The sequence below is a fragment of the Longimicrobium sp. genome (assembly GCF_036388275.1).
Taxonomy (GTDB): Bacteria; Gemmatimonadota; Gemmatimonadetes; order Longimicrobiales; family Longimicrobiaceae; genus Longimicrobium.
Map to the genome: position 1 here is coordinate 39,966 of NZ_DASVSF010000097.1, position 19,826 is coordinate 59,791.

The window sequence follows — 19,826 nt, forward strand, 5'->3', positions numbered from 1 at the left end:
GGGATGACACCGGGGCCGCACGGCTGACATCAGGGCGAAACCGGCCGGCACACCATACCTGCCGAAGCGCGCCGGGCTGGCTCCCTTCCCCCGCGCAGTTTGCGGGGGAAGGGCTGGGGATGGGGGCGCCGGCCCGCACGCCGCACCCAGTCGAACCTCACTGGAGCCCGCCCCGCCGCGCCGTCCCAGGTCAGGAAACTCCCCACACCCCTGTCCTGCAACCTACGGAATCCCTTTCACCGCACGCATTTCAGTGGTATATTGCCGCGCTTGGAACCACACGTTCGCGCGCGGAGGGCAGCGGTGAAAAAGCAGAGGAAGTTCCTGATCGGCGCCGCGGCGCTGGTGGCCACCGTGGGGTACCTGGCGGTGACCGGGATGAAGGACTCCATGATCTACTACCACACCCCCGACGAGCTTGCCGCCAAGCTCGCCGCCGACCCGTCCGCGCGCGAGATGACGGTGAAGATCGGCGGCCGCGTGGTGCCCGGCACCGTCACCAGCGACGCGCGCACGCTGGACCTGCGCTTCACCGTCGTCGACATCGCCAGCGGCAAGACGCGCTTTCCCGTGCAGTACAACGGCCCCGTCCCCGACACGTTCGAGGAAGGCCGCGACGTCGTGGTCACCGGCCGCTACACCGCCGAGGGAACCTTCGAGGCCACGCACCTGCTCACCAAGTGCGGCTCGCGGTACGAAGCCGCCGAAGGGGACTTCCGCGCGTGACGCAGATCGGGGAAGTCGCCCTCTGGATTGCGCTGCTGCTGAGCTTTTGGGGCGCCGGGCTGGGCTTCGCGGGCGGGCGGAAGGGCCGCGGAGACTGGGTGCTGAGCGCCGAGCGCTCGCTGTACGCCGTCTTCGGCCTGCTCGTGGTCTCCTGCGGCGCCATCATCTCGTCGTTCCTGCGCGAGGAATACCAGTACCGCTACGTGGCGGGATACTCCAACCGCGACCTCTCGCTCTTCTACAAGATCACGGGGCTGTGGGCCGGGCAAACCGGCTCGCTCGTCTTCTGGGCCGCGCTGCTGGCGCTGTTCTCGGCCGTGGCCGTGCTGCAGAACCGGCGGCGCAACCGTGAGTTCATGCCGTACGTGGTGGGCACGCTGTCGACGGTGATCGCCTTTTTCCTGGTGGTCATCATCACCGCGTCCAACCCGTTCCAGCTGATGGAGTTCGTTCCGGCCGACGGCCGCGGGCTCAATCCGCAGCTGCAGAACTACTGGATGACCATCCACCCGCCCACGCTGTACCTGGGCTTCACCGCCTTCACCATCCCGTTCGCCTTCGCCGTCTCGGCCCTGCTCAGCGGCCGGCTCGACACGCGGTGGATCACCACGACGCGGCGCTGGACGCTGACCGCGTGGTTCTTCCTGACCAACGGCATCATCTTCGGGATGATGTGGGCGTACGTGGAGCTGGGCTGGGGCGGATACTGGTTCTGGGACCCGGTGGAGAACGCGTCGCTGCTCCCCTGGCTCACCGGCACGGCGTACCTGCACTCCGTGATGATCCAGGAAAAGCGCGGCATGCTCAAGATGTGGAACGTGCTGCTGATCATGGGCACCTTCCTGCTGAGCATCTTCGCCACCTTCCTGACGCGCTCGGGGCTGATCGAATCGGTTCACTCGTTCGCGCAGAACCTTACGATCTCCTACATCTTCCTGGGCTTTTTGACGGTCCTGGTGATCGTCTCGGCCGCGCTCGTGTGGTGGCGGCGTGAGTCGTTCGCGCCGGAGAACCGGCTGGAAAGCGCCGTCTCGCGCGAAGCCGCGTTCCTGCTGAACAACCTGGTGTTCATCGCGGCCATGCTCAGCGTGCTGTGGGGCACCATCTTCCCCCTGGTCTCCGAAGGCTTCACGGGGCAGACGATCACGCTGGGCCCGCCCTTCTTCAACCGGGTGAACCTGCCGCTGGGCCTTCTCCTCCTGGCCCTGCTGGGCGTGGGCCCGGTCATCGCCTGGCGCAAGGCGACCGCGCGCAACATCCGGCGCAACTTCGCCCTGCCGGTGTCCATCGGCGTGGTGACGGGCGTGGTCCTGTGGATCGTGGGCGCGCGCAACACCTACGCGCTGTTGACCTTCGCGCTGGGCGCCTTCGTGATGGCGACCATCGTCATTGAGTTCTGGAAGGGCACCCGCGCCCGCGCCCGCATCGAGGGCGAGGGCGTCGCGCCGGCGTTCATCCACCTGGTCGGCCGCAACCGGCGCCGCTACGGCGGATACCTGGTGCACGCCGGCCTGGTGGTGACGTTCATGGGCTTCGCGGGAAGCGCCTGGGACGTGGAGAAGCAGGTGGCGATGAGCCCGGGCGAGAGCCTGGAGATGAAGTCGCCCTTCGGCCACACGTACACGCTCACCTACCAGGCCATGTCGTCGTATCCCGCCACCAACATGACCAAGGTGGTGGCGACGGTGAACGTGGCCAAGAACGGGGAGCGCGTGGGCGTGCTGGCGCCGGAGAAGCGCTCGTACAAGCAGCGCGAAGAAGTGGTCAGCGAGGTGGGAATCCGCCGCGCCTGGAACGAGGACCTGTACCTGATCCTGGCCGGGGTGGACGACATCAACGCCGTGGTGCAGGGCCGCAATCCGCGCCCCATCGCCACCTTCCGCGTGCTGATCAACCCGCTGGTGCCCTGGATCTGGACGGGCGGGCTGATCATGGCCATCGGCACGCTGATCGCCCTGTGGCCCGGCGCCGAGCCCAAGAACCCCACAGTTGTCAAGCAGCGCGTGCGCGTGGCGAAGCCGTCCGAAGCGGCCGAGCCCGAGCTGGTGGAGGCATGATGCGGACACTTCGCCTCGCCCTGGCCCTGCTCGCGCTGGCGCTCCTGCCCGGGCGCGCCGATGCGCAGCATCCGCCGGACGTGGCGGCGCGCAACGCGGCCGAGGCCATCTCGCAGCTGAAGTCGCCGTTCGGGCCGCACATGCTCGACATCTGCCCGAACGAGCAGGCGGAGGAGCTGCGGAACCAGATCCGCGCCGCCGCGTCGGGCGGGTCTACGCCGGACGAGCTGGTGGACCAGGTGCTGGCGCGCTACGGCAAGGAATACCTCGTCGTGCCGCGTGCCGAGGGGATCGGGCTGTGGGCGTGGCTGCTGCCCCCGGCGATGCTGCTGATCGGCGCCGTCTTCGTGCAGGGGCGCATCCGCCGGATGCGTGGCCAGGGATCGGCGCTTTCCGTCGCCGGCGCCCCGCCGATGTCGGATGACGAGCGGGCGCAGCTGAACGCCGCCCTGCGCGAGTTCGAGCGCGAGGACGACGAGCCGTGACGCTGCTGATCGTCTCGCTTCTCCTGGCCGTGCTGGCGGCGGGCTACGTCGTGCGCCCCGTGGTGGCCCGGCACGACGCCCTGCTGGTGGACCTGGCGCCCGGCTCGGTGATGGACGCCGAGGCCCGCCGCCGCGTGGCGCTGGCTTCGCTGAAAGAGCTGGAGTACGACTACCTGGGCGGCAAGCTCGACACGGCCGACTACCAAGCGCAGAAGCAGCGCATGTCGCTGGAGGCGCTGGCTACACTACGCGCCGCCGAGGCCGCGCGCAGCGACGCGGGGCTGGACGGCGAAGGCGAGTCGCCCGTCGCCGGGACGGCGATCGACCGGCACGCCTGCGGCTTCGTGAACCCGGCGGGAAGCCGCTTCTGCGCGGGGTGCGGGGTCCGGCTGGCTTGAGCCACCCGGCGGAGGGCGCGGGCGCGGCCGTCGAAGCGCGCGGACTGGAAAAGTGGTACGGGGCCCTGCCCGCCGTGCGCGGGGTGGACCTGTCCATCGCCCCCGGCACCTTTCTGACCATCTTCGGCCCCAACGGCGCCGGCAAGAGCACGCTCCTGCGCATGCTCTGCGGCGCCGTTCGTCCAACGCGCGGCTCCGTGTTCATCGGCGGCGAAGAGATCCGCAACGCCGAGGACGAGGGGTGGCGGCGGCGCATCGGCCTGCTTTCGCATCAGGCCTTCCTGTACCCCGGGCTGAGCGCGGCCGAGAACCTGGACTTCTTCGCGCGGCTGTACGGCCTGGCGGACCGGCCGTCTCGCATCGAAGCCGGGCTGCGCGACGTGGGGCTGTGGGAGCGCCGGGACGACCGCGTGCGGACGTTCTCGCGCGGGATGCAGCAGCGCCTGGCCCTCGCCCGTACGCTGCTGCACGATCCGGATGTCGTCTTTCTGGACGAGCCCTACACGGGGCTGGACCCGCACGCCTCGGCCATGCTGCGCGAGGTGCTGGACCGCTTGAAGGACGGGCGGCGCACGGTGGTGCTGGTGACGCACAACCTGTCGCAGGGGCTGGAGCAGGCGGACCGCGTGGCCGTGCAGGTGGGCGGCCGCTGGGTGTCGGACGAACCGGCCGGTGACATCGATCCCGCCACCTGGGAGCGGGTGTACACCGGGCGGGTGGCGGCGGCCGGCTAACGATGGCCGCATATCTCGCCCAGGTTTGGGCGGTGGCCCGCAAGGACCTGCTGCTGGAGGCCCGCTCGCGCGAACGGTTCGTGGCCATGGCTACGTTCGCCGTCCTGGTGGCGGTGGTGTTCAGCTTCGCGCTGGACCCGGGCGTACGGGCGTCGACCATCGCGGGCGCCATGCTGTGGGTGACGGTGCTCTTCGCGGGAACGCTGGGGCTGGGGCGCGCCTTCGCGCTGGAGCGCGAGGCCGACGCGCTGACGGGCGTGCTGGTTTCGCCCATCCCCCGGGGTGCGTTCTACCTGGGGAAGCTCGCGGCGAACCTGGCCATCGTCACCTGCGTGGAGTTGGTGATCTTTCCCGTGTACGCGCTCTTCTTCGGGCTGCGGTACGCGGGGGCGCTGGGGGGATTGGCGGTCGTGGTGCTGCTGGCGACGATCGGGTTCATGGCACTGGGGACGCTGTTCGCGGCGATGGCGGCGCACTCGCGCTTGGGCGAGACGCTGATCCCCATCCTGCTGCTGCCGCTGCTGATTCCCGTGGTGATCTTTGCCGCCAGCGCCACGCAGCGCCTGCTGATCGGGCGGCCGTTTTCCGAGATCGAGAGCAGCGTGCGGATGCTGCTGGCCTTCGACCTCATCTTTCTGTTCGTGTGCACGGCCGCGTTCGGGGCCGTGATGGAGGAATAGACGACGATGAACGTGCCGGTGGACGAGGCCGCGTCGCTCGCGGGAACCCGCCGCTGGTCGGTGGGGCTGGGGTTCCTGGCCGCGGCGGCGCTGGTGCTGGGGTTCTGGATGATCTTCTTCTACGCGCCCACCGAGCGCGAGATGGGGATCGTGCAGCGCATCTTCTACGTGCACCTGCCTTCGGCGCTGATGGCGTACCTAGCCTTCGGAATCGTGGCGCTGTGCTCGCTGGGCTACCTGTGGCTGCGCGACGAACGGCTGGATGCCATCGCCGTCTGCGCGGCGGAGCTGGGGGTGATCTTCACCAGCATCGTGCTGACCACGGGGCCGCTGTGGGGCAAGATCGCCTGGGGCGCCTGGTGGGTGTGGGACGCGCGCCTTTCGTTCACGCTGCTGCTGTGGTTCATCTACGTGGGATACTTCGTCCTGCGCGGGGCCACGGAAGATCCCGAGCGGGGCAAGCGCTTCGCGGCGGTGCTCGGCATCGTGGGCGCGGTGGACATTCCGCTGATCCACATGAGCGTGCAGTGGTTCCGCAGCCAGCACCCCAAGCCCGTGGTGCTGAAGCCCGAGGGCCCCACCGCGGCACCCGAGATGGTGCAGACGCTGCTGGTGAACATGCTCGCCTTTACCCTGCTCTTCTTTTCGCTGCTCCTGGCGCGCTACGTGGTGGAGCGGCTGAGCCGCCGCATCGACGCCGCCCGGGTGGCCGCCCAGCTGCGGCCCGCCGCCTGACCCGCACAGACCGCCGAACCTCCATGCGCCGCATCCGCATCGTTCTCATCGCCCTGCTGGCCCTGCTCGCCGCGCCCTCCGCCGCGCGAGCGCAGCCGGATACGGGCGCCGCCACCACGACGTACCAGCCGGCCCCGCCGGGTACCGCGTCCGCGGTTCCCACGCGCGAGGCCCCGCCGCGCAGCCTTCGTGCGTACTGGCACGTCTTCATCGCGTTCGCGATCGCGTGGGGGCTGCTGTTCGGCTACGTGGTGCTGATCGCCCGCCGCTCGCGCCGGCTCGAGGAGCAGTTGGACGGGCTGCCAAGGTCGTAACCGCAGCAGCGGTTTTTCGCTTGCGCCCGCTCTTCTTTTCCGCCATCTTCCGTTGACCCCGCCCCCACCCCTGTTCAACGGAGAAGAGCCATGCGCAAGCTGAAGCTGGACGTGGACGCGCTGCAAGTGCAGACGTTCCAAGCGGACGACGACGCCGGTTCGTACGGGACCGTTCAGGCCCACGACTCGTGGGAAACGACAGGCGGCCCGCTTATCTGCCAGGCGGATTGCGGCGATGGTGGTAGCGGCTACGACACGTGCAGGGTCTGCTAGCATCGCCCACAGTGTGACTTGGACCCACGCACCAGAGGTCGCAGAGGGAACAGAGAGGACGCAGAGGGCTGTGCAAGCGCCTCTGCGTCCTCTCTTTTCTCTCCGCGTCCTCTGCGTGATTGCTGTTGGATATCGTGGGCCGGACTGCATTTTGCTGGTGTGCGTTCGGCTTTCGTGCGCTATAGACGCGACACCCGACCCCAACGGCGATGCAAGGATTCGAGGGGCTGCTGGCCGGACACCAGCTGGCCGGCCGCTACCAGATCGAGAAGGTGATCGGACGCGGGGGGTTCGCGGCCGTCTACAGCGCCACCGACGAGCGCCTGGGCCGGACCGTCGCCGTGAAGGTGATGACGCTCACCCCGTCCAAGCCCGCGCTGCAGGAAGAGGTGAGGAAGCGCTTTCACCGTGAGGCCAAGGCCATCGCGCGCCTTCACCACCCCAATGTGGTGACGGTGTTCGACTTTGGCACCGACCCGGTGCTGGGGCTGGACTTCCTGGTGATGGAGCTGCTGCGGGGCGAGGACCTTTCCACCCGCCTGGCCCGCCCCGATCCCATCCCGCTCGACTTCGCGCTGCGCATCCTTCGCGACGCCACCCTCGGCGTGAACGAGGGGCACAAGGCGGGGCTGATCCACCGCGACGTGAAGCCCGGCAACGTGTTCCTGGTGCCGGGCGACCAGCCGGACTTCGTGCGGGTGTGCGTGCTGGATTTCGGCATTGCGCGGCTGGTGGGCGACGAGGCTACGCAGCTGACGCATTCCGGCGGCATCGCCATGTCGCCCGCCTACGCCTCGCCCGAGCAGATCCGCGGCGAGCGCGACGTCACGCCTGCCTCCGACGTGTTCAGCCTGGGCGCCATCGGGTACGAGCTGCTGGCGCGCGAGCGGCCGTTCGCGGGCAACCGCCTGCTGCAGCCGGTGGGTCCGGACGAGCCTATCCCGCTGTGGGAGCGCGATCCCGCCCTTCCCCGTCCCGTCGCAGAGGTCATCCACCGGGCGCTGGCCGCCGAGCCGGAGGACCGCTATCCCGACGCTGGCGCCATGGCCGAGGCGCTGGCGCAGGCGCTCAGTGAGCCGGAGACCCGCGGCGTCGTGGTCCCTCCCGCCCCGGTCGTCGAGCCGGATACGTCTTCCACGCTCGCTTCGCCTCCGCCGGAGGAAGCGCCCGCCGTCGCGTGGGTCAGCGACGTTCCTCCCGCCCCGGAGCCGACCGTCGCCGCGCCGGCCGCGGAAGCGCCTCCGCCGCAACCCACTGCGCCCCTCGCGATCCCGGTCCCGCAGCCCACGCGCAAGCTAGAGCCGAAGCCGCGGCCCGCCGCGCCCAGCGTTGCCCGAGCACCGGCAAAGCCCGGCGCGCGCCGGTTCGCTCCGCTGGCCGCGCTGCTGCTGGTTCTGCTAATCGGCGGGGCGGTGTGGGCATTCGGGCGGCGGTCGGGCGACGAGCCGGCACCGGCGCCGCCTACCGCGTCTCGCCCGGACTCGCCCGTCACACCGGCCGCGACGCCGAGCGATGGACAGCTGCCTTCCGCGGACGACCCCGGCGCGCGCGACACCATGCTGGGCGGCATCCCAGGCGAAGCGGAGGCGCCACCGCCCGCCAGCGCCTCCGATCCCACGCAGGTGGCGGCGAGCGTCTCCGATCGCCCGGAGCCACCCCCGCCGACCGTGGCGGAACGGCCCGAGGCCCCCGCGAAGGACGCCGCGGCGCGTCGCCTGAATCGCGAGGGCGAGGGAGCGTTCGAGCGGGGCGAAGTGAGCGATGCAGTGCGGCGGCTGCGGGCGGCGGTGCAGCGCGACCCTGGCAACGTGCTGTTCCGCAACAACCTGGGTTGGGCACTCTTCGAGGCGGGGCAGCTGGACGAGGCCCGTCGCGAGCTGGAGCAGGTGATCCGTATGAATCCGCGCCGCGACATCGCCTACGCCAACTTGGGTGAGGTGAAGTGGAAGCAGGGCGACCGCGCGGGTGCCATCGCCGCCTACGAACGGTTCCTGGAGCTGAACTCCGATCCCCGGCGCGAGCGGATCGCACGCGAAAAGCTGCGCCGCATGCGCCAGGGCTGACGCGGCACCGGCAGATCGAAGCCCGTGGGTTACCTGAGCAGGCCCCGCAGGTACGCCGTGCGGTCGCGCACGGCGCGGATTTGCGAGGGGAGCACCTTTACGCGCGAGTGGTTGGCCCACGGGCGCGAGTAGTACGCGGTCAGGGTGGCGTCGTAGCGGGCTAGCCACGCCCGCTGCTCCGCGCGCAGCGGCTCGCGCCGGGCGTCGGGGAGCGAGCTGATCACCTGCTGGTACGTCCGGTTGAGCTCCGCGTCGGCGGCGGCGTAGTCCCGCATCAGGCAGTCCAGGATCTCCGCGCGCGGGAGCATCCAGAAGTCCTGGCACCAGTGCTTCACGTCCTCGTGAAACTCCTGTGCGTGGAGCCCGCGAACGGGCACGCCAAGGAGCGATACGGCCAGCAGAGCAACGACAGGGAGCATGCGAATCACGATTTTCTCCGGGCAGGTGACGCCGTGCTCCACGCGCACGCCGCGTGCCCCCGGAAAGGCGAAGGGCCCCACCCGGAGGCAGGACCCTTCATAGGCCAGGCGGGATTCGAACCCGCGTTCGCGTACCACGGTAGCGCCCGGCGTGAAGCCGGGCACGAGGCAGAGGCTGCTCTCATCTGCTGAAGCTGACTGACCGTGGGAGCAAAGTAGCGTGCACAGGCGCGTTTAGCAAGCAGCGTCGTGAACTGACACCCCTTTGCGGAGATCCTTTGCATGAACGATCGCCTGGCTCTTGCGGCGTGCCTGCTCCTGTCGTGCGGATGCGCCCCCGCCGGCCGGCCGAGCCCGAACGTCGGCTCCGAGCCCCTGCTGGTCGGGCCCGGCGTGGTCTCCACCGCCCGGCACGAGAACTTTCCTTCGATCGATCCGGTGGACGGCTCGCTCTGGTTCTCCGTGTACGAGGGCGAGGCCTTCAACCGGCAGACGCTGGTGCGGGCGCCGCGCCAGGGGAGCGGATGGGGCGCGCCAACGCCGGTCATCTTTCCCGCGGACGACCGATGGGGTGCGCGCGCGCCGCGGTTCTCGGCCGACGGGCGCACGCTGTACTTCACCTCCAACCGCCCGCGCGCGGCCGGCGACACGCGCACCGACATGAACATCTGGATGGCGGAGCGCACGGCCGGTGGATGGTCGGCTCCCGTCGTCCTTCCCGCGCCGGTGAACGCCGACGAGCCCGACATCCACGCCGCCGTTGGCCCCGGGGGAGACCTGTACCTCGCCTCGCGCCGGCCGGGAACGCTGGGCCGCTCCGACATCTTCCGCATCCCCCGGCGCGGCCAGGGCTGGGGTGCGGCCGAGCACCTGCCTCCGCCGCTCAACGACGCGCAGAGCCAGTCCGACCTCTGGGTTTCGCCGGATGGGTCGTGGATGATCCTGGTGGTCACCGACCATCCGCTGGGGCTGGGCGGCGACGACCTGTTCATCAGCCGGTTCCGAGACGGGGCGTGGAGCGCGCCCGAGCACCTTCCGGCGCCCATCAACTCGCCGGGCTACGAGTACGGGCCCGCCCTGTCGCCCGACGGCAGGACGCTGTTCTTCAACAGCGACCGCGGCGGCTCGGCGGACATCTACCAGGCCCCGGCCTCCGTGCTGGGCATGCGGCCGAGATCCTGATTTCCCCAGAATGCCCTCGTCTCGCTAGACGGTACGCGTTCTGCCGCGTTGACGAAGAATCGGACGAGCCTGCAGTTTGTTGGTGCGCCGCGATCAACCCGTGCAGAGGTTCCAATGCCTGGCCCCGAATCCCGCCCCATCGCGCTCCCGGACGGCACCGTGTTCCATCGCGATCCCGAAATCCATAGTGGAACGCCGGTGTTCGTGGGGACGCGTGTACCCGTGCAGACGTTTGTCGAATACCTGGAGGGGGGGTACGACGTCGACGAGTTCTTGGACCACTTCCCAAGCGTACGGCGCGAGCAGGCCATCGGATTCCTGGAGATGGCTGCCCAAGCGGCTCTCGCGAGAGTAGCGTGAGACGAGTTCTATTCGATGAGGATGTTCCGCGTCCCCTTCGGCGAGATCTTGCGGGGTTCGAAATCCACACGGTAGTGGAGGCAGGTTGGTCGGGGATCAAGAACGGCGAACTGCTCCGTCGTGCAGAGGTCGCTTTCGATGTCTTCCTGACGGCAGATCGAAACCTCCGCTTCCAGCAGAACGTCGCGAAACTCGAGATGGGCGTCGTCGTCCTCGCTATCGGGAGCACCAAGCTCCGCGACCTGCAACCGTTTGTCTCAGACATCTCTGAGGCCCTGAGCGCCGTAACACCGGGTGAAGTGCTCATCGTGCCTCAAGCGCCAGATCCCGGCTGAGGCGCCTCTCGACGTACTGCGCATCGTGTCCGTTACCGCGCGGGTTGATCGTTGTGGAGGGACCATCGCCCTACTCACTCGATCAACCCTACTCCGATGCGCCTTCGCACCGCCCTGTACGCATTCGCCGCCGCCACGCTGGCCGGCTGCAATCCCATCGGCCCCTGCACGCTGATCGGCTGCTTCGACGGGCTCACCGTCCGCTTCGCTAGCCAGCCGGCCGGTGCTTTCCGTGTAGAGGCCATCGTGCCCGGCGACGCCACGCCGCACGTCTTCGAGTGCCCGTCGGGCGTTTGTGATCCCGTGATATTTCCGGACCTGATGCCGGAACGTGTGACCATTCGCGTCACCACCGCGGCGGGTACGCGCAGCCAGGAGTTCACGCCCAAGTACGAGGCGCAGTACCCCAACGGCCGCCGCTGCGGGGCCGCGTGCCGCAACGCGACGGTAACCATGCAGCTCCCCGGCTGAACGAGGATCGGCACGCTTCTGGCCCCCGCGACGCCTCCCGAATTCCTGACAGGAGGCGAAATGCGCGCGATGGTCATTCCCCGCCACGGCGGGCCCGAAGTCTTCGAGCTGAGAGACATCGATCGTCCCCGGCCGCGCGCTGGCGAGGTGCTGGTGCGCGTGGTGTGCTCCGGCACCAACCCGGTAGATGCCAAGCTGCGCCAGAACGCGGGGTGGGCCGGGCTCACGCCGCCGCTGGTGCTGGGCTACGACGTGTCGGGCGTGGTGGAGGAGGTGGGTGCCGACGTCACCGGCTTCCAGCCCGGCGACGAGGTGTTCTACACGCCCGAGACCATCGGCAACTCGCTGGGCAGCTACGCCGAGTACAACGCGGCGCCGGCCAGCATCGTCGCCCACAACCCGCGCACGATGTCGCACGAGGAAGCCGCGGGCGTTCCGCTGGCCGGCGGCACCGCCTGGGAGGCCATCATCCGGCGGATGCGGGTGATGCCGGGCGAAACGGTGCTCATCCACGGCGGCGCGGGTGGCGTGGGCTCGTTCGCGGTGCAGATCGCCAAGGCCGTGGGGGCGCGGGTGCTGGCCACGGCGGGCACGCGCAACCAGGCGGTGCTGCGCGAGTTGGGCGTGGACGTTCCCATCGACTACACGCAGCAGGACGCGGCCGAGGTGGCGCTGCGGGAGACGGGCGGCAAGGGCGTGGACGCGGTGTTCGACACCGTCGGCGGCGAGGCGATCAAAAAGAGCATTCCCGCCACGCGTCCGTTCGGCCGGCTGTCGACCATCCTGACGCCCGAGGGCACGCTCGGCGGGCTTTCGAGCAAAAACCAGACGCTGTTCGGCATCTTCCTGATGCGCGAGTCACTGCGATTGCGCGAGATGGCGGCGCTGATCGACCAGAGGAAGATGCGCACGCTAATCGGTGAGACGCTGTCGCTCGAACAGGTGCACAAGGCGCACGAGCGGCTGGATTCCGGTCACGGCACCGGCAAGGTGATCCTTCGCGTCGCGGAGGGCTGATCCGCCTCTGCCGATCCGTCCCATGCGCATCCCCGCCCCGCTGCTGGCGGCCTGTGTCTTGGCCGCGGCGGCGGGCGGATGCGTCCCGCTCCATCCCGTGAACCCAATGACGGCCGATCCCTGCCCGGAGCTCGTAGAGTTCTCCGGTTTCCAGTGGCGCATATCCACCAGGCGCATGCAGGGCGACGCTCGCTGGAGCCGCTGCCAGGTGGAGGTCCGCGACGGCGCGCTCGTGCTCCGGCTCAGCCGCGCCGCCGGGGAGCCGTTCCTGGGTGCGCAGCTCGCCCTCGCTGCTGGGGACGACGAGGCGCGCCTGGGCATCGGCCGCTACGAGTTCCGGATCGATCCCGTTCCCTCCGCGTCGCTCCCGCCGCGCGGAGTGTTCGCGATGTTTTCGTACGGCGGACCGTCGGGAATCGACCGGCGGGGCGTGTGGGGCTACAACGAGATCGACATCGAGATCAACCGATCGTGGCTGCGGACGGACGACGGCCACGTGATCGGCACTCCGCCCGTCTACACCGTGTGGCCCGCCGCCCAGTCCGGCCGGAGGCGCACCGGCCGCAGGTCGCCCGCCTCGCACCACATCCCCGGCCTCACCCTCCCCGATCCGCTCGCGTCGCCGACCATCCACACGTTCGACTGGGCGCCCAGATCCGTCCGCTTCGCCAGCCTCCACGCGGACGCCATCGCCCGGTTCTCGGCCTGGGCCGCGGCCGACATCGACCTGGCCCCGGGCGCAGTCCCGTCCACGCCGATGGTGCCGATGATCAACCTGTGGGCGGTCGCGTCGGGAGCGCGGATCGAAAAGCAGGAGTGCGGCGGCGACTACCCATGCGGCACCTAGACGGTCATCGTGCGATCCGTCCGCCTCCCCGTGCCCATCCACAAGCACGCGGGTGACGGCCAGCAAGGTGCACCGGGCGCACGCCTCACCGATCCCCTCATCGTCCACGTCGCCGACGAACACGATCGCCCGATGAGCGGCGTCGCCGTGGAGTTCTCCGTCACCCGAGGCGGCGGCACTCTCACCGCGAACGCCGATCGCGTGACGATGGTGACGGACGCCGATGGCCTCGCGCGCGCTGCTTGGACGCTCGGCCCCGCCGGGGCGCAGGAGGCGCAGGCGCGCGTGGTGAACGGGACGCGCGAGCCGGTGGCTTTCACGGCCGCGCTCCCCTGAGTTCTTCCGCATCGACCTGCGATTCCTGCGCGCGGCGTGGTTGTTCCGCATCTACCGGCTGGCAAGCTGGTGCGGTATTCGGTGGGCGCTCCAGCTCTTTGGACGGGTGATCCGCTCGCGCCCTGAAGAGCTGCTAATGCGCTGCTGCTGGTTCTGCTGCCCCTGTTCACGAGCCGCTGGCTGAACCATGCCCCTCGACCGGAATGCGAAGAGCCGCCCCGATTTCGAGGCGGCTCTTGGTCTGTTCACCCGATCAGGCGCCGGACGACCTCTCGGGCTCCGCGGCGATACACCGCGATGCACACCAGCTCGCCCGCCGGATCGATCACCGCCCAAAACCTGTCCCGCTTCTCGATCACAAATCCACCCTTCGTCTCCGGAACGCGGACCTTTCTCTCAGCGCTTAGCGTCGGACTCATTCTGCCTCCGATCCTCTTGACCCTCGGCTCGCCGCAGGGCTAGCTTCGGTGAGCGAGGCGGCCTCGGGTCGTTACGTGGAACAAGGCTGGCCGGTCTTCTTCGCGGGAGTACGGTCAGCCTTGCTTTTTTTGCCCTGCTGTAAACAAGATACTTACAAGCAGGCGGTTTGTCAACCTCAGGTTTACACTTGGACTTCAAGACCGCGACGGACATCCTTGGCGTCCCCGCCGCCAGGCTGGCGGAGGAGTTTGGCCTTGAGCCGCAGACCATTCGTCAGATGCGGATGGCCCCTGAGGCGCGTGGATACCGAACGCCACCCGCGAATTGGCAGGCCGTCGTGCTCCGCTTGGCACGTGAGCGCGGCGCCGAGTTGCACGCACTTGCCGAAACCTTGGAGCGCGTGATGCGGTAGGCTGCGTCAGCTACAATGACAAGACTCCGTATGTGCTTTCGCCTGCATCTCGGCGAGGCATCACTGTAACTACTGGATGCGATGAGCGATCCCACCCCGATGCTTCAGCGGCTGTCCCTCTCCGGCTTCAAGACGGTCCGGCGATTGGACGCATTGGAATTGGGAATGATGAACCTGCTAATCGGGCCGAATGGAGCAGGCAAGTCGAACCTGATCTCCTTCTTCCGCCTGCTCAATCGCATGGCGACGCCGCCCGGCAATCTCCAGTTGTTCGTGGCTAAGGCTGGAGGAGCGAGTACGCTGCTTCACAACGGTTCGGCTTTCACTCAAGACATCTGCAGCGATCTTGTATTCGCTGCCCCTCTTGGATGGCGGGAGTATGGCTTCCGCCTCTCGTACGCGGCTCAGGACACGCTGATCTTCGCTCAAGAGCAAATCACTCGTAGCCACGAGCACGAACGAGGATGCGACGACAGCCGACTCTCGATGGGCTCAGGTCATCGCGAATCGCACCTAATCTATGCCAATGACATCGATATCCGGCACATGACGGAGGGCCTACAGGGATTCTTCGCAGATTGCTTGGTTTACCAGTTCCACAATACATCTGAAACGGCGCGGATCCGCCAGCGTTGGAGCGTAACAGACAACCGGTCGCTGAAAGAGGATGGGGCCAACCTAGCGCCCTTCCTGCTCCGAATCCTGCAACAGCATCCGCCGCACTACCAGCGAATCACGAGCACGCTTCGGCAGATTGCGTCCTACTTCGCCGACTTCGTGCTCGAGCCAGAAGGCGATAGCGTGCTTCTGCGGTGGCGGGAAATCGGGAGCGACATCGTATTCGGGCCACACCAAGCTTCCGACGGGACGCTCCGGGCAATGGCTCTTATCGCATTGCTCATGCAGCCCACGGCCGAGATGCCGTCCATCATCATCCTCGACGAGCCGGAGCTTGGGCTTCATCCACGCGCCATCGCCGTGCTGGCGGGCCTGCTGCAAGCGGCTTCGCTGCACCGGCAGGTGATCGTCGCTACGCAGTCATCAGTTCTCCTCGACCACTTCGAACCCGAGCAAGTGATCGTGGGAGAGCGCGAGGGGTCCGAATCCGTGTTCCGGCGCCTGGACCGCTACAAGCTGGAATCCTGGCTGGAGGAATTCACGCTTTCCGACCTGTGGGACAAGAACGTGCTGGGCGGAAGGCCGCACTGATGGTGCGTCTGAACGTCCTGGCGGAGGGTCAGACGGAAGAGGCATTCGTATACCAGGTGCTCGCGCCGCATCTGGCCGATTACGGGGTCGTGGCTGCCGCGCGTTGCGTCACGACGAGGCGCGACCGCCGCCGCCCTGACCAGGTGTTCCGGGGCGGCTTTCGCGATTTCGGCAAGGCGTTGCGCGACCTTCAACGTGACTACGTGTAACCCATGACCGAAATCACATCCGTCATACACTGTGATCCGGACATCCTGGGGGGCACAGCGGTCTTCGTCGGCACGCGCGTGCCTCTTCAGAACCTGATCGACTATCTGTCGGCGGGCGACAGTCTCGACGACTTTCTCCGCTCGTTCCCAACGGTCAGTCGCGAGCAGGCGACTGCGGCTCTCGAGCGGATTGGTCCCGGCGAGATCATCCACCTCCACGCGCAGCCGCCGAGCTGATCGAGCAGGCTCTCCGTCTGCATGATGCTCCGTCCCGGGTGGCGGAACAAACGTTGCGACCTACATTGACCCTGCTTCGGCGGGGCGGGAGTGCGGAGCCCCGCGGCGGATTGGACCAGACCCGTTGATCAACCCTGAGGGAGGTGGAGGAATGGCGTTTACACTGCCCGAGCTGCCGTACGCGCACGAGGCGCTGGTGCCGCACATCGATGCGGAAACGATGCAGATCCATCATGGCAAGCACCACAAGACCTACGTCGACAACCTGAACGCGGCGCTCGCCAAGCACCCCGACTTCAACGCCGGCGACGACATCGACGCGCTGATGCGCCGGCTGGACGAGGTGCCCGCGGACATCAAGGGCGCCGTGCGCAACAACGGCGGCGGGCACGCCAACCACAGCCTGTTCTGGAAGGTGATGGGCCCCAACGGCGGCGGTGCTCCCACCGGCGCCCTGGGCGACGCCATCGAGAGCACGTTCGGCGGCTTCGACGCCTTCAAGGAGGCGTGGGCCAACGCCGGCAAGGGCCGCTTCGGCAGCGGCTGGGTGTGGCTCGTGGCCGACGCCGCCGGGCTCAGCATCGTCGACACGCCCAACCAGGACACGCCCCTGATGGAGGGCCGCACGCCCATCCTGGGGCTGGACGTGTGGGAGCACGCGTACTACCTGAACTACCAGAACCGGCGTCCCGACTACATCACCGCCTGGTGGAACGTGGTGAACTGGGACGAGGTGGCCCGCCGCTACGAGGCGAACCGCGGCTGACGCGCCGGCCCGCGGCTGATCGCGCGCAAGCGCCCCCGTCCGCCACCGCGCGCACGGGGGCGCCTTGCATCCATGCCCGTCCCATCGACCTTCGCGATAACCCTCTGGCGTTCGCCCCTGCGCGCGGTTACGCTGCATCCACTGGCCATCTCCCCCCTCCCGTTCCCCGCCCATGCCGCTCACGATCGGCGTTCCCACGGAAACCGCGCTCGGCGAGCGCCGCGTCGCGCTGGTTCCCGAAATCTGCGCGAAGCTGGCCGCGCAGGACATGCAGGTTCTCGTCGAAAGCGGCGCGGGCGAGGCCGCATACTTTCCGGACGACGCGTTCCAGGCCGCGGGCGCCCACGTCGTCTCCCGCGCCGAAGTGCTGCGCGCGGACGTGCTGGCGACGGTGAACGGCCCCGGCGAGGACGACCTGCCACACGTCCGGCGGGATGGCGTGCTCGTCGGCCTCATGCGGCCGCTGGACGACGCTGCGCGGATGGAGCGCATCGCCGCCACGGGCGCCACGGCGCTGGCGATGGACCTGGTGCCGCGCACCACCCGCGCCCAGAGCATGGACGCGCTCTCCGCCATGGCGACCGTCGCCGGATACCGCGCCGTGCTGCTGGCCGCCGAGGCGCTGCCCCGCTTCTTTCCCCTGCTCACCACCGCCGCCGGGACCATGCGGCCCGCCAAGGTGCTCGTGCTGGGCGCCGGCGTGGCGGGGCTGCAGGCGATCGCCACGGCGCGGCGGCTGGGCGCGGTGGTCTCGGCGTACGACGTTCGCGCGGCGGCGGCAGAGGAGGCCCGCTCGCTGGGCGCCACGTTCATCACGCTGGACCTGGACACCGCGGGGGCCGAGGGCGGCGGCGGGTACGCGGCCGCGCTGGACGAGGAGCGGCAGCGGCGCCAGGTGGAGCTGCTGGGCGCGCACGTCGCCGCGCAGGACGTAGTGATCTGCACGGCGCTCGTCCCCGGCCGGCGCGCGCCGCTGCTGGTGTCGGAAGAGGCCGTCGGCGGGATGGCGCCCGGCTCGGTGATCGTGGACCTGGCCGCGCCCAACGGGGGCAACTGCGCCCTCACCCACCCCGGCGTCGCGTCGCACGCGGGCGGCGTCCGCATCTACGGCCCGCTGAACCTGCCCGCCGAGATGCCCGTGCACGCCAGCCAGATGTACGCACGCACGATGGCGGCCCTGGTCGGGTACTTCGCCAAGGACGGCGCGTTCGCCCCGGCGGAGGACGACGAGATCTTCCGCGGGATGTGCGTCACCGCCGGCGGCCAGGTGGTGAACGAGCGCGTCCGCGCCCTCCTCGCGGCCCCGCCCGCCTGATGACGTATTCTCCTCCCCCTCACGCCGCGCCCCCATGGTCGTAACCCTGCTCGTGGTATTCGTGCTCGCGTCGTTCGTCGGCGTCGAGATCATCAGCAAGGTCCCGCAGACGCTGCACACGCCGCTGATGTCGGGGAGCAACGCCGTCAGCGGCATCACCGTCGTGGGCGCCATCGCTGCGGCCGGGATGGTGGATTCGCCCGTGGCGCAGTGGCTGGGCTTCGTTGCGCTGGTGCTGGCGACGATCAACGTGGTGGGCGGCTACTTGGTGACCGACCGCATGCTGCAGATGTTCAAAAAGCGCGAGCCGGCGAAGCTGGGTGACACACAGGCGGGAGACGGCCGATGAGCACGCTGGTGAACCTGGCGTACCTGGCGGCTGCGGCGCTGTTCATCATCGGCATCAAGCGGATGAACTCTCCCGCCACCGCGCGCGCGGGCAACCGCCTCTCGGCCGTCGGAATGCTGATCGCCATCGTGGCCACGCTGCTCTCCGCCCGCATCCTGTCGCCGTGGATGATCGCCGGCGGATTGGCGCTGGGGACGGTGCTGGGAATTCTGCTCGCCCTGCGCGTGCAGATGACGCAGATGCCGGAGATGGTGGCCGCGCTGAACGGGCTGGGCGGCGCGGCCTCGGCGCTGGTGGCCTGGGCGGAGGTCAGCCGATACACCGCGGCGCAGGCGGAAGGGTTCGCCGGGTCCGGCTTCGCCCGCCACGGGCTGGTGGCGCTGGATGCGCGGCTGGTGATCACCATCACCCTGAGCGTGCTGATCGGTGCCGTGACGTTCTCGGGGAGCTTCGTGGCGTTCGGGAAGCTGAACGGAAAGATCTCCGGCAACCCGGTGTCGTTCCCGGGGATGCGCCTCATCACCAGCCTCCTCGCGCTGGTGTCCCTCGCCGCGGTGGCGTTTCCGCTGGTGAGGCTGGGCGACTCGGGCTTCGACGCCGGCCCGCTGGCGATCTCCACGCTCGTCCTGGGCGTGGTGGCGCTGGTGCTGGGCGTGCTGCTGGTGATTCCCATCGGCGGGGCCGACATGCCGGTGGTGGTCTCGCTGCTCAACTCGTACTCGGGGCTGGCCGCGGCGGCGACGGGGTTCGTGCTGGAGAACCAGGCGCTGATCGTCAGTGGGGCGCTGGTGGGCGCGTCGGGGATCATCCTCAGCAAGATCATGTGCGACGCCATGAACCGGTCGCTGCTGAACGTGCTGGTGGGCGGGTTCGGCGGGGGCGCGGCGGAGGGCGGGGAGCGCTCCGCCGCCGGGCTGACGGTGCGCACGGTGACGCCCGACGACGCGGCGGTGCTGCTGGCGTACGCCGGCCAGGTGGTGGTGGTGCCGGGGTACGGGCTGGCCGTGGCGCAGGCCCAGCACGTGATTCGTGAGCTGGTGGACCTGGTGCAGGCGCGCGGCGTGCGGGTGAAGTACGCCATCCACCCGGTGGCGGGACGCATGCCCGGCCACATGAACGTGCTGCTGGCCGAGGCCAACGTGCCCTACGACCAGCTGTTCGAGATGGACGAGATCAACGACGAGTTCGAGCGTACCGACGCCGTGCTGGTGATCGGCGCCAACGACGTGGTGAACCCCGCGGCGCGCACGGACCCGTCCTCACCCATCTACGGGATGCCCATCCTGAACGTGGACCGCGCCAAGAACGTGATCGTGCTCAAGCGGAGCATGGCGGCGGGCTACAGCGGCGTGGAGAACGAGCTCTTCTACCTGCCGCGCACGGGCATGCTCTTCGGCGACGCCAGAAAATCACTCGAGCGGCTCGTGGCTGAAGTGAAGGCGCTGAGCTAGCGGGATTAATCCCGCAGAACGGTTCT

The 19,826-nt window shown here is 68.9% G+C and carries 26 protein-coding genes and 1 tRNA gene; 24 read left to right on the forward strand and 3 right to left on the reverse strand.

Translation table 11 applies throughout. The annotated features are described in order from the left end of the window. Positions 1-303: 303 nt before the first annotated feature. The 10 genes from VF632_RS20075 to VF632_RS20120 all read left to right on the forward strand — a co-directional run bounded on the left by VF632_RS20075 (position 304) and on the right by VF632_RS20120 (position 8,465). The gene (locus tag VF632_RS20075) at positions 304-726 is read left to right on the forward strand and encodes a cytochrome c maturation protein CcmE (RefSeq protein WP_331024697.1); all 423 of its coding nucleotides are present in this window, start codon (positions 304-306) and stop codon (positions 724-726) included. Continuing rightward, positions 723-2,783: a heme lyase CcmF/NrfE family subunit gene (locus VF632_RS20080; RefSeq protein ID WP_331024698.1), complete on the forward strand. Its 2,061-nt coding sequence runs from the start codon at positions 723-725 to the stop codon at positions 2,781-2,783. Before VF632_RS20075 ends, VF632_RS20080 begins: the two co-directional genes overlap by 4 nt. Next, a complete protein-coding gene (locus tag VF632_RS20085) occupies positions 2,780-3,268 on the forward strand; it encodes a cytochrome c-type biogenesis protein (RefSeq protein WP_331024699.1) in 489 nt (162 codons plus the stop codon). The genes VF632_RS20080 and VF632_RS20085 overlap by 4 nt, the downstream gene beginning before the upstream one ends. Next, positions 3,265-3,666, forward strand: coding sequence for a zinc ribbon domain-containing protein (locus tag VF632_RS20090; RefSeq protein WP_331024700.1), 402 nt, complete (start codon positions 3,265-3,267; stop codon positions 3,664-3,666). The genes VF632_RS20085 and VF632_RS20090 overlap by 4 nt, the downstream gene beginning before the upstream one ends. Further along, positions 3,663-4,400 (forward strand): ABC transporter ATP-binding protein, encoded by a 738-nt coding sequence (locus VF632_RS20095; protein WP_331024701.1) that lies wholly within the window; start codon positions 3,663-3,665, stop codon positions 4,398-4,400. The genes VF632_RS20090 and VF632_RS20095 overlap by 4 nt, the downstream gene beginning before the upstream one ends. A 2-nt stretch (positions 4,401-4,402) precedes the next feature. Next, positions 4,403-5,080 (forward strand): heme exporter protein CcmB, encoded by a 678-nt coding sequence (locus VF632_RS20100; RefSeq protein WP_331024702.1) that lies wholly within the window; start codon positions 4,403-4,405, stop codon positions 5,078-5,080. A 6-nt stretch (positions 5,081-5,086) separates the two neighbouring features. Then, complete coding sequence (gene ccsA / locus VF632_RS20105; protein WP_331024703.1) at positions 5,087-5,815, forward strand: cytochrome c biogenesis protein CcsA; 729 nt, start codon at positions 5,087-5,089, stop codon at positions 5,813-5,815. 23 nt (positions 5,816-5,838) lie between these two features. Then, positions 5,839-6,129: a CcmD family protein gene (locus VF632_RS20110; protein ID WP_331024704.1), complete on the forward strand. Its 291-nt coding sequence runs from the start codon at positions 5,839-5,841 to the stop codon at positions 6,127-6,129. A 90-nt stretch (positions 6,130-6,219) separates the two neighbouring features. Beyond that, the gene (locus VF632_RS20115) at positions 6,220-6,402 is read left to right on the forward strand and encodes a hypothetical protein (protein WP_331024705.1); all 183 of its coding nucleotides are present in this window, start codon (positions 6,220-6,222) and stop codon (positions 6,400-6,402) included. A 209-nt stretch (positions 6,403-6,611) separates the two neighbouring features. Next, entirely contained in the window at positions 6,612-8,465 is a 1,854-nt protein-coding gene (locus tag VF632_RS20120; RefSeq protein ID WP_331024706.1) for a protein kinase domain-containing protein, read from the forward strand. Positions 8,466-8,494: 29 nt separating this feature from the next. Here VF632_RS20120 and VF632_RS20125 read toward each other — a convergent pair whose 3' ends face one another. Next, positions 8,495-8,884, reverse strand: a complete 390-nt coding sequence (locus tag VF632_RS20125; RefSeq protein ID WP_331024741.1) for a lysozyme inhibitor LprI family protein — start codon at positions 8,882-8,884, stop codon at positions 8,495-8,497. 100 nt (positions 8,885-8,984) lie between these two features. After that, positions 8,985-9,089 (reverse strand) — tRNA-OTHER (locus VF632_RS20130). A 77-nt stretch (positions 9,090-9,166) separates the two neighbouring features. On the opposite strand from VF632_RS20130, the gene VF632_RS20135 reads away from it, so the two are divergent. Next, complete coding sequence (locus VF632_RS20135; RefSeq protein ID WP_331024707.1) at positions 9,167-10,066, forward strand: hypothetical protein; 900 nt, start codon at positions 9,167-9,169, stop codon at positions 10,064-10,066. A gap of 114 nt (positions 10,067-10,180) precedes the next feature. Next, positions 10,181-10,426 (forward strand): DUF433 domain-containing protein, encoded by a 246-nt coding sequence (locus VF632_RS20140; protein ID WP_331024708.1) that lies wholly within the window; start codon positions 10,181-10,183, stop codon positions 10,424-10,426. An 8-nt stretch (positions 10,427-10,434) separates the two neighbouring features. On the opposite strand, the gene VF632_RS28300 is transcribed toward VF632_RS20140, so the two are convergent. Then, positions 10,435-10,674, reverse strand: a complete 240-nt coding sequence (locus VF632_RS28300) for a hypothetical protein (RefSeq protein ID WP_331024709.1) — start codon at positions 10,672-10,674, stop codon at positions 10,435-10,437. A gap of 183 nt (positions 10,675-10,857) precedes the next feature. Between VF632_RS28300 and VF632_RS20150 the strand changes: the two genes are divergently transcribed. From VF632_RS20150 to VF632_RS20205, 12 genes are all read left to right on the forward strand, one after another. Further along, positions 10,858-11,232: a hypothetical protein gene (locus VF632_RS20150; protein ID WP_331024710.1), complete on the forward strand. Its 375-nt coding sequence runs from the start codon at positions 10,858-10,860 to the stop codon at positions 11,230-11,232. A 60-nt stretch (positions 11,233-11,292) separates the two neighbouring features. Further along, positions 11,293-12,249: a zinc-dependent alcohol dehydrogenase family protein gene (locus VF632_RS20155; protein WP_331024711.1), complete on the forward strand. Its 957-nt coding sequence runs from the start codon at positions 11,293-11,295 to the stop codon at positions 12,247-12,249. 106 nt (positions 12,250-12,355) lie between these two features. Beyond that, the gene (locus tag VF632_RS20160) at positions 12,356-13,096 is read left to right on the forward strand and encodes a hypothetical protein (RefSeq protein WP_331024712.1); all 741 of its coding nucleotides are present in this window, start codon (positions 12,356-12,358) and stop codon (positions 13,094-13,096) included. Between the two features lie 9 nt (positions 13,097-13,105). Continuing rightward, complete coding sequence (locus VF632_RS20165; protein WP_331024713.1) at positions 13,106-13,432, forward strand: Ig-like domain-containing protein; 327 nt, start codon at positions 13,106-13,108, stop codon at positions 13,430-13,432. A gap of 607 nt (positions 13,433-14,039) precedes the next feature. Further along, positions 14,040-14,264, forward strand: a complete 225-nt coding sequence (locus VF632_RS20170) for a hypothetical protein (RefSeq protein WP_331024714.1) — start codon at positions 14,040-14,042, stop codon at positions 14,262-14,264. 81 nt (positions 14,265-14,345) lie between these two features. Continuing rightward, positions 14,346-15,473, forward strand: coding sequence for an AAA family ATPase (locus VF632_RS20175; RefSeq protein WP_331024715.1), 1,128 nt, complete (start codon positions 14,346-14,348; stop codon positions 15,471-15,473). Further along, a complete protein-coding gene (locus VF632_RS20180; protein WP_331024716.1) occupies positions 15,473-15,682 on the forward strand; it encodes a hypothetical protein in 210 nt (69 codons plus the stop codon). The genes VF632_RS20175 and VF632_RS20180 overlap by 1 nt, the downstream gene beginning before the upstream one ends. A 3-nt stretch (positions 15,683-15,685) precedes the next feature. Next, positions 15,686-15,919, forward strand: a complete 234-nt coding sequence (locus VF632_RS20185; protein WP_331024717.1) for a DUF433 domain-containing protein — start codon at positions 15,686-15,688, stop codon at positions 15,917-15,919. Between the two features lie 151 nt (positions 15,920-16,070). Continuing rightward, positions 16,071-16,685, forward strand: coding sequence for a superoxide dismutase (locus VF632_RS20190; RefSeq protein WP_331024718.1), 615 nt, complete (start codon positions 16,071-16,073; stop codon positions 16,683-16,685). Positions 16,686-16,857: 172 nt separating this feature from the next. After that, positions 16,858-18,000, forward strand: a complete 1,143-nt coding sequence (locus tag VF632_RS20195) for an NAD(P) transhydrogenase subunit alpha (RefSeq protein WP_331024719.1) — start codon at positions 16,858-16,860, stop codon at positions 17,998-18,000. A gap of 34 nt (positions 18,001-18,034) precedes the next feature. Beyond that, a complete protein-coding gene (locus tag VF632_RS20200; protein WP_331024720.1) occupies positions 18,035-18,349 on the forward strand; it encodes an NAD(P) transhydrogenase subunit alpha in 315 nt (104 codons plus the stop codon). After that, on the forward strand, positions 18,346-19,800 hold the full coding sequence (locus tag VF632_RS20205) for an NAD(P)(+) transhydrogenase (Re/Si-specific) subunit beta (RefSeq protein ID WP_331024721.1): 1,455 nt from the start codon (positions 18,346-18,348) through the stop codon (positions 19,798-19,800). Before VF632_RS20200 ends, VF632_RS20205 begins: the two co-directional genes overlap by 4 nt. Positions 19,801-19,826: the final 26 nt, after the last annotated feature.